This is a genomic window from Polyangium sp. 15x6 (genome assembly GCF_029960785.1).
In the GTDB taxonomy this organism is placed as follows: domain Bacteria; phylum Myxococcota_A; class Polyangia; order Polyangiales; family Polyangiaceae; genus Polyangium.
In genome coordinates, this window is the sequence record NZ_JASBQE010000003.1 from 182,682 (window position 1) to 196,312 (window position 13,631).

The 13,631-nt window shown below is 69.7% G+C and carries 10 protein-coding genes; 6 read left to right on the top strand and 4 right to left on the bottom strand.

Going from position 1 to position 13,631, the window contains the following annotated elements; translation table 11 throughout:
- Positions 1–7: 7 nt before the first annotated feature.
- Positions 8–1,468 carry an NADH-quinone oxidoreductase subunit M gene (locus tag QHF83_RS03735; protein WP_282416367.1) on the bottom strand — a complete coding sequence of 487 codons (1,461 nt, stop codon included), beginning with the start codon at positions 1,466–1,468 and terminating at the stop codon, positions 8–10.
- Between the two features lie 187 nt (positions 1,469–1,655).
- Here QHF83_RS03735 and QHF83_RS03740 point away from each other — a divergent pair, with 187 nt between their 5' ends.
- On the top strand, positions 1,656–3,296 hold the full coding sequence (locus QHF83_RS03740; protein ID WP_282416368.1) for a SulP family inorganic anion transporter: 1,641 nt from the start codon (positions 1,656–1,658) through the stop codon (positions 3,294–3,296).
- A 108-nt stretch (positions 3,297–3,404) separates the two neighbouring features.
- On the opposite strand, the gene QHF83_RS03745 is transcribed toward QHF83_RS03740, so the two are convergent.
- Entirely contained in the window at positions 3,405–4,067 is a 663-nt protein-coding gene (locus QHF83_RS03745) for a hypothetical protein (protein ID WP_282416369.1), read from the bottom strand.
- A 272-nt stretch (positions 4,068–4,339) separates the two neighbouring features.
- Between QHF83_RS03745 and QHF83_RS03750 the strand changes: the two genes are divergently transcribed.
- Both QHF83_RS03750 and QHF83_RS03755 read left to right on the top strand, forming a co-directional pair.
- Entirely contained in the window at positions 4,340–5,464 is a 1,125-nt protein-coding gene (locus tag QHF83_RS03750) for a diacylglycerol kinase family protein (RefSeq protein ID WP_282416370.1), read from the top strand.
- A 50-nt stretch (positions 5,465–5,514) separates the two neighbouring features.
- Complete coding sequence (locus QHF83_RS03755) at positions 5,515–5,838, top strand: TMEM165/GDT1 family protein (protein WP_282416371.1); 324 nt, start codon at positions 5,515–5,517, stop codon at positions 5,836–5,838.
- Here the strand turns inward: QHF83_RS03755 and QHF83_RS03760 are convergent.
- Entirely contained in the window at positions 5,829–7,142 is a 1,314-nt protein-coding gene (locus QHF83_RS03760; RefSeq protein WP_282416372.1) for an inositol-3-phosphate synthase, read from the bottom strand. The two genes, QHF83_RS03755 and QHF83_RS03760, sit on opposite strands and share 10 nt — an antisense overlap.
- Positions 7,143–7,819: 677 nt before the next feature.
- Here QHF83_RS03760 and QHF83_RS03765 point away from each other — a divergent pair.
- The gene (locus QHF83_RS03765) at positions 7,820–8,650 is read left to right on the top strand and encodes an NTP transferase domain-containing protein (protein WP_282416373.1); all 831 of its coding nucleotides are present in this window, start codon (positions 7,820–7,822) and stop codon (positions 8,648–8,650) included.
- A gap of 10 nt (positions 8,651–8,660) precedes the next feature.
- Here the strand turns inward: QHF83_RS03765 and QHF83_RS03770 are convergent, their stop codons facing one another.
- Positions 8,661–9,392 carry a DUF2064 domain-containing protein gene (locus QHF83_RS03770; RefSeq protein ID WP_282416374.1) on the bottom strand — a complete coding sequence of 244 codons (732 nt, stop codon included), beginning with the start codon at positions 9,390–9,392 and terminating at the stop codon, positions 8,661–8,663.
- A 210-nt stretch (positions 9,393–9,602) separates the two neighbouring features.
- Between QHF83_RS03770 and QHF83_RS03775 the strand changes: the two genes are divergently transcribed.
- The gene (locus QHF83_RS03775; RefSeq protein WP_282416375.1) at positions 9,603–10,883 is read left to right on the top strand and encodes a hypothetical protein; all 1,281 of its coding nucleotides are present in this window, start codon (positions 9,603–9,605) and stop codon (positions 10,881–10,883) included.
- A gap of 56 nt (positions 10,884–10,939) precedes the next feature.
- Positions 10,940–13,516, top strand: a complete 2,577-nt coding sequence (locus tag QHF83_RS03780; protein WP_282416376.1) for a HEAT repeat domain-containing protein — start codon at positions 10,940–10,942, stop codon at positions 13,514–13,516.
- Positions 13,517–13,631: the final 115 nt, after the last annotated feature.

Sequence of the window (13,631 nt, forward strand, 5' to 3'; positions counted from 1 at the left end):
ACCAGACTCATCCGTGGAAGAGCGTCGCCATGTGCGAGACCGTGGCGGCGAAGAGATCGAGCGCGGCGCGCGGGGCGACGCCGAGCGCGACGATGAGCACCCCGAGCGGCGCGGCGGCGAAGAGCTCCCGCGGCTCGAGGTCCCGGAGGTGTTTCCAGCGGGGATTCAGGGGGCCGAAGAAGATGCGGCCAATGGCGCGCATCGAATATCCGGCCGTGATGAGGACGCCGACGGTCGCGATTCCAGCGAGATATTCGTACCGCTGGAACGTGCCGACGAGCGTGGACAGCTCGCTGACGAACCCGGCGAGCCCGGGCAAACCCATCGATCCGAGGAGCGCGAGGGACAGCGCCACGAAGAACCGCGGCGTGACGCTCGCGAGGCCGCCGTAGTGGCGCAAATCGCGGGTCTTCGTGCGGCGCTCGAGCGCGCCGACGAGGAGGAAGAGCGCGGCGCTGGAGACGCCGTGCGTGCACATCTGCATCGTGGCGCCCGTGAGCCCGGCGCCGTTCAGCGAGGAGACGCCGATCAAGACGAAGCCCATGTGGCTCATCGAGCCATAGGCCACCATGGTCTTGAGATCGGGCTGGCGAAACGCGAGGAGCGCGCCGTAGACGATATTGACGAGGCCGAGCAGGAAGAGGAGCGGCACGAGGGACTCCGCGCCGGCGGGCAAGAGCGCCGTGAGGCGGAGCAGGCCATACGCGCCCATCTTGGCGAGCACGGCCGAAAAGACCATGCTGACGGGCGGCTCGGATTCGACGTACGCGAGCGGGAGCCATCCATGCAGCGGGAAGACGGGGATCTTCACCGCGAGGCCCGCGAAGAGGCCGAGGAAGAGGAGGACCTGCGTCGCCCGGCCGAGCCCGGCGCTCGCATTTTGCATCTCGACCATCCCGAAGCCGTGCTTCGGCACCGAGAGGTGCAGCGCGAGGATGGCGACGAGCATGAGGACCGAGCCGGCGAGCGTGTACAGGAAGAAGCTCATGCTCGCGGCCGACCGGTTTTTCCCGCCCCACACGCTGACCAGGAAAAACAGGGGGACGAGGGTGAGCTCCCAGAAGACGTAAAAGAGCGACCACGAGAGCGAGGTGAAGACGCCCAGGACCGCGAATTCGAGGAGCAAGAACCAGGCGAAATATCCCTTCACCCGGTGCGCGCCGTGGAGAGAGGCGACGAGCGCGATGAGCATCACGAGCGTCGTCAGGAGCACCATCGGAAAGGAAATTCCGTCGACGCCGAGCGCGGCGGAGCCGTCCGCGTCCGGTGACCACGGGAATGGCGCGACGAATTGCAGCGCGGAGGTGGTCCGGTCGAACGTGGGGACGAGGCTCCACGAGGCGACGAATGCGATCGCCGCGTGGAAGAGCGCGACGCCCTTGATCAGCCGGACGTTACGTGACGGGAGCAGAATGACGAAGATCGCGCCGAGCAAGGGCGGAAAGATCGTCAGGAGGAGGCTCGGCATAAAACAATGCCTATCGCGGGGACGGAGCGTCCCTCGCGTGTGCTGCTTGCGTCGTGGGACGGGACGAGCACGAAGTTGGTTCCCGGGAACCTGCTCGTAGCCTCGATCCGTCTTGTGGATCGGATCGCACGACCGACGTCGTGGGGAACGGAATTTCGAATTTCGTGACCGATCCGCAAAGGGTTTTATGGACAAGCCGGACCAGAGCGCCGGTGTGCCCACGGGCGCGCCTTCCATCCGGAACGACCTCGTCGCCGGATTTCTCGTCTTTCTGATCGCCCTACCGCTTTGCCTGGGTATCGCCATGGCGAGCGGTTTTCCGCCCGTGGCAGGTATCATCACCGCCGTCATCGGCGGCGTGGTGGCCACGTGGATAGGCAGCGCGACGCTCACCATCAAGGGGCCCGCCGCGGGGCTCATCGTCATCGCGCTCGGCGCGGTGACGGAGCTCGGCAATGGAAACGGCTCGGTCGGTTATCGACGCGCCCTCGCCACGATCGTGGTCGCCGCCGTGCTCCAGATCGGGTTTGCCCTCGCGCGCGCCGGAGCCCTCGGCGACTTCTTCCCCTCGTCCGTGGTGCACGGGATGCTCGCGGCGATCGGCATCATCATCTGCTCGAAGCAGGTCCACGTGGCGCTCGGCGTGACGCCCGAGGCCAAGGAGCCGCTCCACCTGCTCCTCGAGATCCCGCGGAGCCTCGGGCGCCTGAACCCGGAGATCGCGATCATCGGCGGCGCGAGCCTCGCGATCCTGTTCTTGTTCCCCGTCGTCTCGAAGCGCGTCCCGGTCCTCAAGAAGATTCCCGCCCCGCTCTTCGTCCTCGCCCTCGCGGTGCCGCTCGCGCACGTGTTCGACCTCGAGCACGAGCACACGTACACGTTCTCGATCAACCACCACGACTACAAGATCGGCCCGAACTTCCTGGTGAACCTCCCGGGAAACTTGCTCGCCGCGGTGACGACGCCGGATTTCACCGCGGTGCTCTCGGGGACGTCGCTCAAGTACATCGTGATGTTCGCGCTCGTCGGCAGCATCGAGAGCTTGCTCAGCGCCAAGGCCGTCGACGCGCTGGATCCGGAAAAGCGCCGCTCGAACCTCGACAAGGACCTGCTCGCGACGGGCGTGGGCAACCTCGTGGCGGGCCTCATCGGCGGCCTGCCCATGATCTCGGAGATCGTGCGCAGCTCGGCGAACATCGGCTACGGCGCGCGGTCGAAGCTGTCGAACTTCTTCCACGGGCTGTTCTTGCTGCTCTTCGTGGCGTTCTTGCCCGGCCTCATCCACCGCATTCCGCTCGCGGCCCTCGCGGCGATGCTGATCTACACGGGCACGCGCCTCGCCTCCCCCCACGAGTTCGTCAAGACGTTCCGCGTCGGCCGCGAGCAGCTCCTCGTGTTCGTGTCGACGACGGTCGTGACGATCGCGACCGACCTGCTCGTCGGCGTGGCGGCTGGCATCGTGATCAAGATGGTCATGCACGTCGTGAACGGGGCGCCCATCAAGAGCCTGTTCCGGCCCGACATCGAGGAGCGTTCACTCGGGGATCGCGTCGTGCTCCGGATCCGGCACGCCGCGGTGTTCAGCAACTACCTGTCGATCAAGGGGAGGCTGGTAAAGCACGAGGCGAAGCACGTGGTCGTCGACTTCGACCATGCCCGCCTCGTGGATCACACCGTGATGGAGAAGCTCCACGAGCTCCGGGGCGAGTACGAGCGGAGCGGCCGCGTGCTCGAGGTGATCGGGCTCGACCGGCACAGGAGCCTGTCGGAGCACCCGCTCGCGGCGCGGAGGAAGATCGCGCTGGAGCGCGCCGGCTCGACACCCTGAGCCCGCCTGACCGAACGTAAACGAAACGTCCCCCTTCCCGGGCGCGTGCCGGGGAGGGGGACGTCGTGTTTTCGAAGCGAGGGCCGGGGAGCCCCGGCCCGCTTCGGATCAGCCGCCGGCGGCGCGCATCGGGGGCTTGAGGGGCAGCGGGAGCGCGGCCATGGGGCCCGGCGTCGAGGGCGCGGCCTTCGGCGCGGCTTCGCCGTCGAGCGCGGCGAGGGCCGTCATGCAGCGGTCCATGCCGTGGTCGAGGGCAGCCTCGCGCTGGAAGACCTTCGACAGCTTCACGAGCTTCAGCGAGGTCTGCTTGCCGAAGTCGATCTCACGCTCGAGGAAGGCCTCGAACGAGCCGTAGCCCTTCGCCTGGTAGAGCTGTTGCTCCTGGATCTCGGCGAGGACCAGGCCGATGTCGAAGAACCCCTTCTCCATGCGCTTGCGCAGGGTACGGATCTTCGTGGTCTGGTTGTGGAGCTCGGCGATCTTCGCCTTGATCGCGTCGGCGCCTTCCGGCACGCGGATCGTGGCGCGCGCGCTGCCCGGCGGGGCAGGCTCGGCGGCCCGGGCCCGCGCCTCGGCTGCGTGTTTGGCCGCGTGGCGAGCGGCCCACGGCGCGGCTCCCCGCAGACCGAGCTTGCGCTTCGAGCCCTTGGCGTCGTCGTCCTTCTCCCGGGCCTTCGTCCCGGACTTCGGGGCGTCGCCGCTCGCGCGCGAGCTCGAATGTTTCTTCGCGGAGCGTTTCTCCGAGCTCTTCGTCTTTGTCGATTTCGCCATGTCGCTGCGTCCCGCTTCTGCGATAATCCCCGTCCCACGCGTATCGTCACGCGAACTGGGGCGCGCCGTACGGTTCGAGCCGGACGGCTGTCAAGTGCACGTGAAGGCTATACGCCCGTCGCCTTACCAAAATTTGAGCCAGTCCGTCCAGAAACTTCGGACGTATGGTCAATTTGTGTCCGCGCGGGCGGACGGCCAGGGCTAGGCGAAGCGCCCCCGAGGACGGGGGGTCAGGCGGGGAAGAGCCCGTATTCGTGCTAGATCCGCCGCCCATGGCCTCTCGCACCGACGCGCCCCTCCCCCCCGGAACGGACATCGAGGCCGCCTCGTCGAGGCCCCCTGGGCCGGCCCGGTCCGCCGGCCCGGCGCTGCCCCGCATCGCCGTGGTCGTCAACGGCAACGCCAAGAGCGTCACGGCGGAGGTCATCGAGACGCTCGATCAGATCCTCGACAGCGGCGATCTCTTCGTGTCGCGCAGCGTCGAGGAGAGCGAGGGCATCGCGCGGACCCTCGTCGATCGCGGCTACGAGACGATCCTCACCGGCGGCGGGGACGGGACGTTCACGTCGGTCGTCACGGCCGTCGTGAATGAAGCGAAGCGGAGGAGCGCGCCGATCCCGCGCTTCGGTCTCTTGCGGCTCGGGACGGGCAACTCGCTCGCGTGGGTGCTCGGCGCGAGCGGCGCGGGTGAGAAAGGCTCGGGCGGGTTCCGCGGGCTCGCCGTGGACCTCTCGCGCCTGCGCGCCGACGCGGGGAGCCGCTGGCTTCGGCTCGTCGAGGCCGAGGGCGTGCTCTCGCCGTTCTGCGGCTTCGGCATCGATGCGCAGATGCTCAAGGACTACACGCGGGTGAAGGGCCTCCTCGCGCGCGGGCCCCTGAAGCGAGTCGCGCCGGGCATCGTGTCGTACGCGATCGCGGCGACGACGAAGACCTTGCCGAGCTACTTCGTGCGCCGCACGCCGCACTGCCGCGTGATCAACACGGGGAGCGACGCCGTGCGCGTGGGGGAGAAGGGGTCGATCCTCGGCGCGCCGATCCGCAAGGGCGGCGTGATCTACGAGGGACCGGCGAAGCTGGCGTGTGTCGCGACGATCCCGTACTACGGCTTCGGCTTCCGCATGTTCCCGTACGCGGAGGACAGGCCGGACCGCATGCAGCTCCGCGTGACGAACCTCTCGCCCGTGACCTTCGTGTCGAACTTCCAGACGATCTGGCGCGGCGAGTACGACAACCTCGAGGACACGTTCGACTTCTTCGTCGACGACATCACGATCGAGATGGACCCGCCGACGGCGTTCCAGATCGGCGGCGACGTGCGGGGCGATCGTCAAAGCGTGCGGGTTCGTCTGACCGAACCGATCCGCATCGTCGACTTCTACGCGCCGCCGCGGGGCTAGCGGGCGCGGTCGCGCTTGTTCGCGGCGCTTTGCCGCGTCACGCTCGGCGGATGGACTGGAAGCTCTTCGCCTCGACGTTCGCCGCCATCTTCCTCGCGGAGATGGGCGACAAGACGCAGATTGCGACGCTCACGCTGGCCGGCAGCGGCTCATCGCGCTGGGTGGTCTTCGCGGCCTCGGCGCTCGCGCTCTGCGCGACGAGCGCGGTCGCGGTGCTCCTCGGTGAGGTCGTGAGCCGTCACGTGCCGGCGATCTGGGTGAAGCGCGCGGCGGGGCTCGTGTTCGTGCTGCTCGGCGTGATCTATCTGGTGGGCGCGAAGGAGGAGCCGGGGGCTCGTTCGGGCGAGCCCCCGGCGCCGAGCGATCAGTCGTAGTACTCGTTGCCGAGGTGGGTGATGAGGTCCTCGCCCATCATCCAGCGCATCGTGTTCTTGAGCTTCATCGACTGGATGAAGAGGTCGTGCTCCGGGTAGAGGTTCGGAGCGGTCATGGGGCTCTTGAAGTAGAAGCTCAGCCACTCCTGCGTGCCCGAGAAGCCCGCGCGCGACGCGAGGTCCATGAGCAGCGCGAGGTCGAGTACGATGGGCGCGGCGAGGATCGAATCGCGGCAGAGGAAGTTGACCTTGATCTGCATCGGATAGCCGAGCCATCCGAAGAGATCGATGTTGTCCCAGCCCTCCTTCGCGTCGCCGCGCGGCGGGTAAAACTCGATGCGGACCTTGTGGTAGAGCTTGCCGTACAGGTCCTTGTACATGTGCGGCTGCAGGATGTACTCGAGGACGCCGAGCTTCGAGACTTCCTTGGACTTGAAACTATCGGGGTCGTCGAGCACCTCGCCGTCGCGGTTGCCGAGGATGTTCGTCGAGAACCAGCCCGAGAGGCCGAGCATGCGCGCCTTGAGGCCCGGCGCGATGATGGTCTTCATGAGCGTCTGGCCGGTCTTGAAGTCCTTGCCGGCGATGGGCACCTCCAGCTTCTTCGCGAGGTCCCACGCGGCGGGGAAGTCGACCGTCAGGTTCGGCGCGCCGTTCGCGTAGGGCACGCGCTCCTTGAGGCAGGCCCACGCGTAAATCTGCGAGTTCGAGATGCCCGGATCGTTTCGCGCGAGGCCGGCCTCGAAGGCGTCGATCGACGCGTGCACGTCGCCCGGCGGGAAGTAGACCTCCGTCGAGCCGCACCACACGGCGACGGCGCGCGAGCAGCCCTTGGTCTTCAGGAACGTGCGGATGTCGTCGCGCACCTGCTCGACCATGTCGGCCTTCGTGGCGCCCGTCTTGACGTGCGGGCCGTGCAGGCGCTTGACGTACTCCGGGTAGAAGACCGCCTTCATCGGCGTGACCTGCGAGAGCTCGTCGCGCACCTGATCGAGGTGGCGCTGCTCGAGGACCTCGGCGTGCTTCGCGGACTCGTACGCCGTGTCCGGGAAGAGATCCCAGCCGCCGAACTCGAGCTGATCGAGCGACGCGAGCGGCAAGAACTCGCGGATGAGCGGCGAGCGATTGTCCGTGCGCTTGCCGAGCCGGATGGTCCCGAGCTGCGTCAGCGATCCGATCGGCAACGCCAGGTTCTTGCGGGCCAGCATCACGCCGGCGATCGTCGTCGTCGCCACCGCACCGAGCCCCGGCAGGAGCACGCCGAGCTTGCCCTCTGCCTTCGTGATTTCTTTCGGCTGCTTCACTCCCGCTCCTCCGTATGTCCCGTCGATCGCCCCGGGGGGCATGTCTAGGCCAACGCTATAGGACACTCAAGCGGTGCCTGCGAGCGTCGACCCCCGGAGCATGACGTGCCGCGCGGCGTGTGCACGGCATCTGCGCGACCCACACGAGGACCCGGACGACCACGGCGCGCGGGGTCTGACCCGAACGGGGCTACCGCGGCGAGCGTCACGTTGCGGACGCGGTCTCACGCGGCTCGGATCGGCTGGCCGCGCGCTTCACGACGCTCGCTCGCGCGACGACGCGAACGTTCGCCGCGGGGTCTGGCAACGACGTCGCACTGTCGCGCCACGCGCACGCTCGACCTCGCTCGCGTGCGCGCTCGTGAACGCCGCTCCTGCGAAGTTTCAACGCGATTTTCTGGAGGCGCGCGCGTGAGGTGCGAAGACGCGGTAGCGGCTCCGCTGGCCTCCGGCTTGCTTTGAATGGCGATGCGTCTCCCGCGCCTCGCACGCCGATCCCAGTCGGATGTGCGTGGCGATGCAGCTCGGCTCCGCGCGTCGAAGTCGGGCGGGTGTTGCGCTTTTGCAACACTGTGAGGCGCCGGAACACCGCCTTTTGAAAGCGGACCGAAGAGAATTGTTTCGCAGGCAGAAGGCGTGCTACGAGGGGCGCCTTCGGATTGGGCACCGCACCTTCCATGCTTGAAAAACGAACGATGGAGCGGGCGATCGTGCTCGCGGCAGGAACCGGCTCTCGCCTCGTGAGTGGCGAGATCGCACCCAAGCCCCTCAAGCCGGTCGCCGGGGTTCCGCTTCTGGTTCGCATCCTCCGGACGCTGCGCGCCGAGGGGATCCGCGAGGCGGTGGTGGTCACGGGCTACAAGGAAGAGCTCATTCGCCGCGCGCTCGCGGAGAGCTCCCTCGGCCTGTCGATCTCCTTCGTGAGCAACACGCAGTACGAGCGAAAAAACGGCGTGTCGCTGCTCGCCGCGCGTGAGCACGTCGTCCCGGGGACGCTGCTCACGATGGCCGATCACCTGTACGCGCCGGCCATCGTGCGTCGGCTCGCCGCGCTCGATCTGCCGAGCCGCGCGGCCGCGCTCGCCGTCGATTACGACATCCCGCGCTGCTTCGACCTCGACGACGCCACGAAGGTGCGCGTCGAGCGCGGGCGCATCGTGGACATCGGCAAGGAGATCGCGGCGTACGACGCGCTCGACACGGGCGTGTTCCGCATCGGCCCCTCGCTCGTCGAGGCGCTCGATCGCGTGTACGCGGCGAAGGGGGATTGCTCGCTCTCGGAGGGCGTGCGCGCGCTCGCCGACGAGGGGATGTTCTTCGCGTGCGACGCGGGCGACGCGCGCTGGATCGACGTCGACACGCCGGCCGCGCTGGAGCAGGCCGAGCTGCTCTTGCGCATGTTCGGCGACGGTCTCGATCGCGACGTGTATCCGAAGCCCTCCGAGCGCGTGGCGCCGGTGAGCCGCTCGTGGGCCGCGGGGTATCAACCCGCCGCGGACGCCGAGTAAGACCCGCCGTTCAGCGATTCACGGGCCGAAGGCCCGCGCGTGCCAGGAACGCGGCGCACGCGGGCACGGCCATCCCCGGGCCTCCCGTGCCGCTCGCGAGATCACGCGCGAAACGATCGAGATCCGCGGGCGTGTCGATCTCGTAGGTCGGCTTCAGGAGCAGCGTCTCCAGGCCGAGCTCCGCGGCGCGCTTCGTCGCGCGTTCGAGCACGCCGGGGGACGTCCAGTCCACGCCGTCGAAGAGCGCAGGCTCGTAGTGGGTCGTGCCGATGAGGTAAAGACCTCCCGCGACCGTCGGCCCGAGCAGCGCACGCTTTCGCTTGGCGGCGAGCCAGAGCAGACCCTCGAAGACCTCGTCGAGCGGCATGAACGGCGCGTCGGTGGTGACGATCGCCGCAGCCTCGGCGCCGGTCGTGAAGAGGTGCTCGAGCCCGTGGCCGAGCCGCTTCTCGAGGTGCGTCGTGCCGGCCGAGACGACGTGTTGCCATCGCCCTGGCACGAGCTTTTGCAGCACCGCGCTCTCCTCGTCGGACACGCTGAGCACCGCGCGATACGCCATCGGCAGGATGGCGAGCATGTTCAGCGCGTCGCCGAGGAGCGCCGACGAGAGCTCCGCTGCGGCCTCGGGGGAGAGCGGTGGAGAGAGGCGAGGCTTCGCCGTGCCCGCGATCGGAGCGCGAGCGAGGACGCCGAGCGCGAGCCTCTGGGGGCGGACGGTGGGGCGGGCGCGATGGTCGGCCACGCCTCGTCGTACCACGAGTTTCGTGTCCTTGGCCAAGCGAGAGGCGGTCGATTCGAAGGCGGCCTCTCAAGCCGGCCTTTCTTTGTCCGGCCTCGATTGCGTGGGGGTGGATCCTCTGGGACCATGAGCGTGTCGGCTCGGCGCCCGAGGCGTGGGGGCAGGGGCGCCGGGAGGCCCGCGGCAGGGCGTCCCGCCGGCGAGGAGGTAGCCGTGTCCATATCGACCATCCTCGACGTCGCGATCGGGATCTCCTTCGTCTTCATGCTGCTCAGCGTGATCGCCTCGGCCGTCACCGAGGCGATCTCCGGCATCCTGTCGCTGCGCTCCGTCACGCTGCGGCAGGGCGTCGAGCGGCTCCTCAAGGATCGCACGCTGACGGACAAGGTCTACGCGCATCCGCTCATCGACGGTTTGACGAAGGACGACGACAGCGACCCTTCGTACATCCCGTCGGACCTTTTTGCGCGCGCGCTCGTCGATGCGGTCGCGGGCTGGAAGGACGGCGCGGATCGCTCACGGCGCCCCGAGCGGATGGGGCTGCTTCGCGGCATCCTGTCGGTCCCGCTCCGCGCGCTGAAAGGCTTCTTCCGCAGGCTCTGGCCGAAGACCGAGGGCGAAGGCGAGGGCGCGACGAAGAAGGTCGCGGCGAGCCTCGACGACTTCAAGAAGCGCCTCGCCGAGGCCCAGGACTTCGAGGAGGACACGCGCGTCGCGCTCACGGCGCTCGTGTCCGACGCGAGCGTCAAGACGCTCGAGGACGCGACCCAGCAGATCGCCGCGTGGTTCGATCGCGCGATGGACAGCGTCTCCGGCTGGTACAAGCGGACGGCGCACACGCTGATCGCCGTCGTGGGGCTCTTCTCGGCCGTCGTGCTGAACGTGGACACGTTCGTCGTGCTCGACAGCCTCAACCGCGACGCCGTGCTGCGCGAAACCGTGGCATCGGCGGTGGCCGAGAGCGTGAAGTCCGGGGCGGCCATGGTGCAGACGGCCGAGGAGGTCGCGGCGGAGCAGAAGGCGAACGCGAACGCGAAGCCGTCCGAGGTCTTCGTCGACGAGAAGAAGACCGAGGAGCTCGTGCGCAAGCGCGTCGTCGCGGTCAAGCGTGGTCTCGACGAGCTCACGTTGCCGATGGGCTGGCCCGAGGGGCGCGGGTTCTTTTGCACGCCAACCGCCGAGGTCGCGTGTGATCGACGCGCGGTGCCGGCGACGCTCGGCGGATTCGGGCGTCGCTTCGGCGGGTGGCTCTTCACGGCGATCGCGATCGCGCTCGGCGCGCCGTTCTGGTTCGATATCCTGAACAAGCTCATCAACCTGCGCGCGGCCGCGCCGCCGCCGGAAAAGGCCCGTCCCAAGGAGCGCACGACGGCCGCCGCGCCGCAGCCCGCGGTCAGCTCGGGCGGCTCGAGCACGAGTACGCCCGTGCGTGAACAGGAGAGCGTGCGTCCCGTCGCCGCGCGTAACAGTGCTCCGCCTCCTCCGCTTTCCTGAGCCGCGCGTTTCGCGAGGAGCCGGCTCGACCCACAAAACATGGTACGGTGCGCGTCGTGCGTTCGGTCACGCGCTCGATCCGCATGCGTAGCCTCGTCCGAGCCGGCCTCCTCTCGCTTTCCGTCTCGCTCTCGCTCTTTTCGGGCGGAGCGGCCGACGCGTTCGTCTGGCCCAACGTGCCCGAGCGCATCGCTCGCTCGCTCGCCTCGCCCGACGTCTCCGAGCGGCGCGCCGCGGCGCAGCGGATCGGCGAGCTCCCCTCGGAGCTCGGTGTCCCGCTCGCGCAACGCGCGCTCGGCGATCCCGACATCGAGGTGCGGCTCGCGGCGGCCGAGGCGGCCATCGCGCTGCGTTTGTCGCGCGCCGGTGACCTCGTCATCGGCTGGCTCGGCGAGGGCGACGCGCGGCTCCGGCTCGCGGCCTGTGACGTCATCCGCTCCTCGCCCACGGATCGCAGCGTCGTGGCGCTCGGCCGCGTGCTCGGCGATCCGGATTCGAAGGTCCGCGTCGCGGCGGCGTCGGCCATGGGCAGCTCGGGTTTGCCCGACGCGGTCTCGCCGCTGCTCGGGCACCTCGACGACAGCGCGCTCGAGGTGCGCGTCGAGGTGGCGCGCGCGCTCGGCAGGCTCGCCGATCCACGCGCGGTCGTCCCGCTCATCGGCAAGGTACAGGACGCGGTGCCGGAGGTGCGTCGCGCCGTCGCGCGCGCGCTCGGCGAGCTCGGGGATGCGCGGGCCACGAGCGCGCTCATGATCGCGCTCCAGGACGGCTCGCAGGACGTGCGCGTCGAGGCCGTCACCGCGCTCGGCAAGCTGCGCTCGGACGAGGCCACGGCCGCGATCGCGCCGCTCCTCGAAGCGGGATCGGGGAGCGACGCCGTCCTCGCGCCCAGCATGCCCGGCGTGCGGCCGGGGCAGGGAAGCGCGGGCGCGGGCGAGGTGCGCGCGGCGGCGCTGCGAGCGCTCGGCCGTATCGGTTCGGAGAGCGCGGTGCGCGCGCTCATCGGCGCGCTCGCGAAGGACGATCCCTCCGCGCCACGTTCTCCGGTCCGCGAGGCGCTCGTCATGGCGGGCAAGAGCGCGGCGCCGCAGCTCGTCGCGGTGCTGTCGGGCTCGCCCTCGCCATCCACGGCGGCGGGCGCGGCGCTCGTGCTCGGCGCGCTCGGCGCGAAGGAGGGGCTCGATCCGACCGTGCGCGCGATGCAGCGCGGCGTCCTTCCGCTCAAGCATGGCCTCCGCGCGCTCGCGCTCCTTGGTTCGTCCGAGGCTCTCCCCGCGGTGCTCGAGCTCCTCTCCGACGCCGATCCCACCGTGCGACGCGAGGCCATCCGCGCCGCCTCGGAGCTGCTCGATCCGGCGCGACCCGATGGGCGCGCGGTCGATCCGGCGCGTGCGATGCTGCTCGACGCGGCGACTCCGCCCGACGAGAAGATCGAGCTCGTTCGCCTCCTCGGCCGCACGGGCTCACCGCGCGCGCACGACGTGCTCTTGCCGCTCGCGACCACGAAATCGCGCTCGTTCCGGCTCGCGGTGCTCGAAGCGCTCGGCGCGTACGCGCCCGCGCCGCCGAAGGTCGAGGCCGTGCTGCTCGACGCGATCGCCGACGACGCGGCGGACGTGCGGCTCGCGGCGGCGGCGTCGATCGCGCGCGCGGGCGGCCCTTCGGCCGCGGCGAAGCTCCTCGAGCGGCTCCAGGTCGCGGCCGAGCAAGATCGCGGAGCGATCGGCCTCGCGCTCGCGGGGGCTCTCTCGCGCGCCACCGATCCGGCTCTCGCCGAGCGTGTCGGCGCGGCCCTCCCGTCGTCGCCCGACGTCGCGCGTGATGCTTTGCTCGAAGGCCTTGGTCGCATGCGCGGCGAGGCGAGCGGCAAGGTCCTGCGCAAGTTCGTCGCGTCTGGCATCGACGATCGGCGCAAGGTCGCCGAGGCGCTCGCGGGGCATCCGGAGGCCGCGTCGGTGCTCGTCCCGCTGCTCGGCGACGCCGATCCCGGCGTGCGCGCGAACGCTGCCTGGTCGCTCGGCGCCGTTGGCAAGAAGGACGCCTTGGCAGCGCTCACGCGTGCCGTGACGGATCCCGACGTCGCGGTCGCGGGCAATGCGGCGGGCGCGCTCGGCCGCGTCGCGGCGCGCGAGGGCGCTGCGGCCGACGTGCAGGCCTCGCTCTGCCGCGCGGCCACCGAGCCGCGGCCCTACGTGCGCGCCAACGCCGTCGTCGCGATCGGGCTCGCGGGCGCCTCGTGCGAGCCGGGGCTCGTCATGGGCCTCTTGCAACGTGATCGCTCCGAGGCCGTACGCCTCGCGGCCGCCGAAGCGCTCTGGCGTGACGTCTCGCGCGCGCAGACGGGCAAGGAGCTCGAGCGTCGTGCGCTCGCGCGCTGTGCCGGCGAGGATCGCAACGCCACCGTCGCGAACCGCTGCGCGCGTCTTCCCGTGCGTGCGCCGGGCACCGACGACGTCCTCGTCTTCGTCGCGCCCGACGGCAAGGACGAGCCGCTCGCGCGCGCGCCTTACGCGCTCGTGCGGGAGGACGGGCTCCTTCGCATGGGGATCGCCGATCGGCGCGGCGCCTTCTTCGAGTTCGCGGTCCCGAAGGGCACGATCCGGCTCGCGGTCCCGGCGCAGCTCGCCCGGTAGACGAGCGCCCTCTCAAAAACCGGTTTACAGGACGAACCATTCCGTCCTCACAGCTCCGCGCACCCGCGAACGCGAATCGCGGCCGGCTGGGCCCTGGCCTCGCGCGTGGGCCTGT

What these genes read in the sequence shown, in the direction of transcription:
- QHF83_RS03735 (WP_282416367.1), bottom strand. Translation starts at nt 1,468, where the DNA reads ATGCCGAGCCTCCTCCTGACGATCTTTCCGCCCTTGCTCGGCGCGATC.
- QHF83_RS03740 (WP_282416368.1), top strand. Translation starts at nt 1,656, where the DNA reads ATGGACAAGCCGGACCAGAGCGCCGGTGTGCCCACGGGCGCGCCTTCC.
- QHF83_RS03750 (WP_282416370.1), top strand. Translation starts at nt 4,340, where the DNA reads ATGGCCTCTCGCACCGACGCGCCCCTCCCCCCCGGAACGGACATCGAG.
- QHF83_RS03765 (WP_282416373.1), top strand. Translation starts at nt 7,820, where the DNA reads ATGCTTGAAAAACGAACGATGGAGCGGGCGATCGTGCTCGCGGCAGGA.
- QHF83_RS03745 (WP_282416369.1), bottom strand. Translation starts at nt 4,067, where the DNA reads ATGGCGAAATCGACAAAGACGAAGAGCTCGGAGAAACGCTCCGCGAAG.
- QHF83_RS03755 (WP_282416371.1), top strand. Translation starts at nt 5,515, where the DNA reads ATGGACTGGAAGCTCTTCGCCTCGACGTTCGCCGCCATCTTCCTCGCG.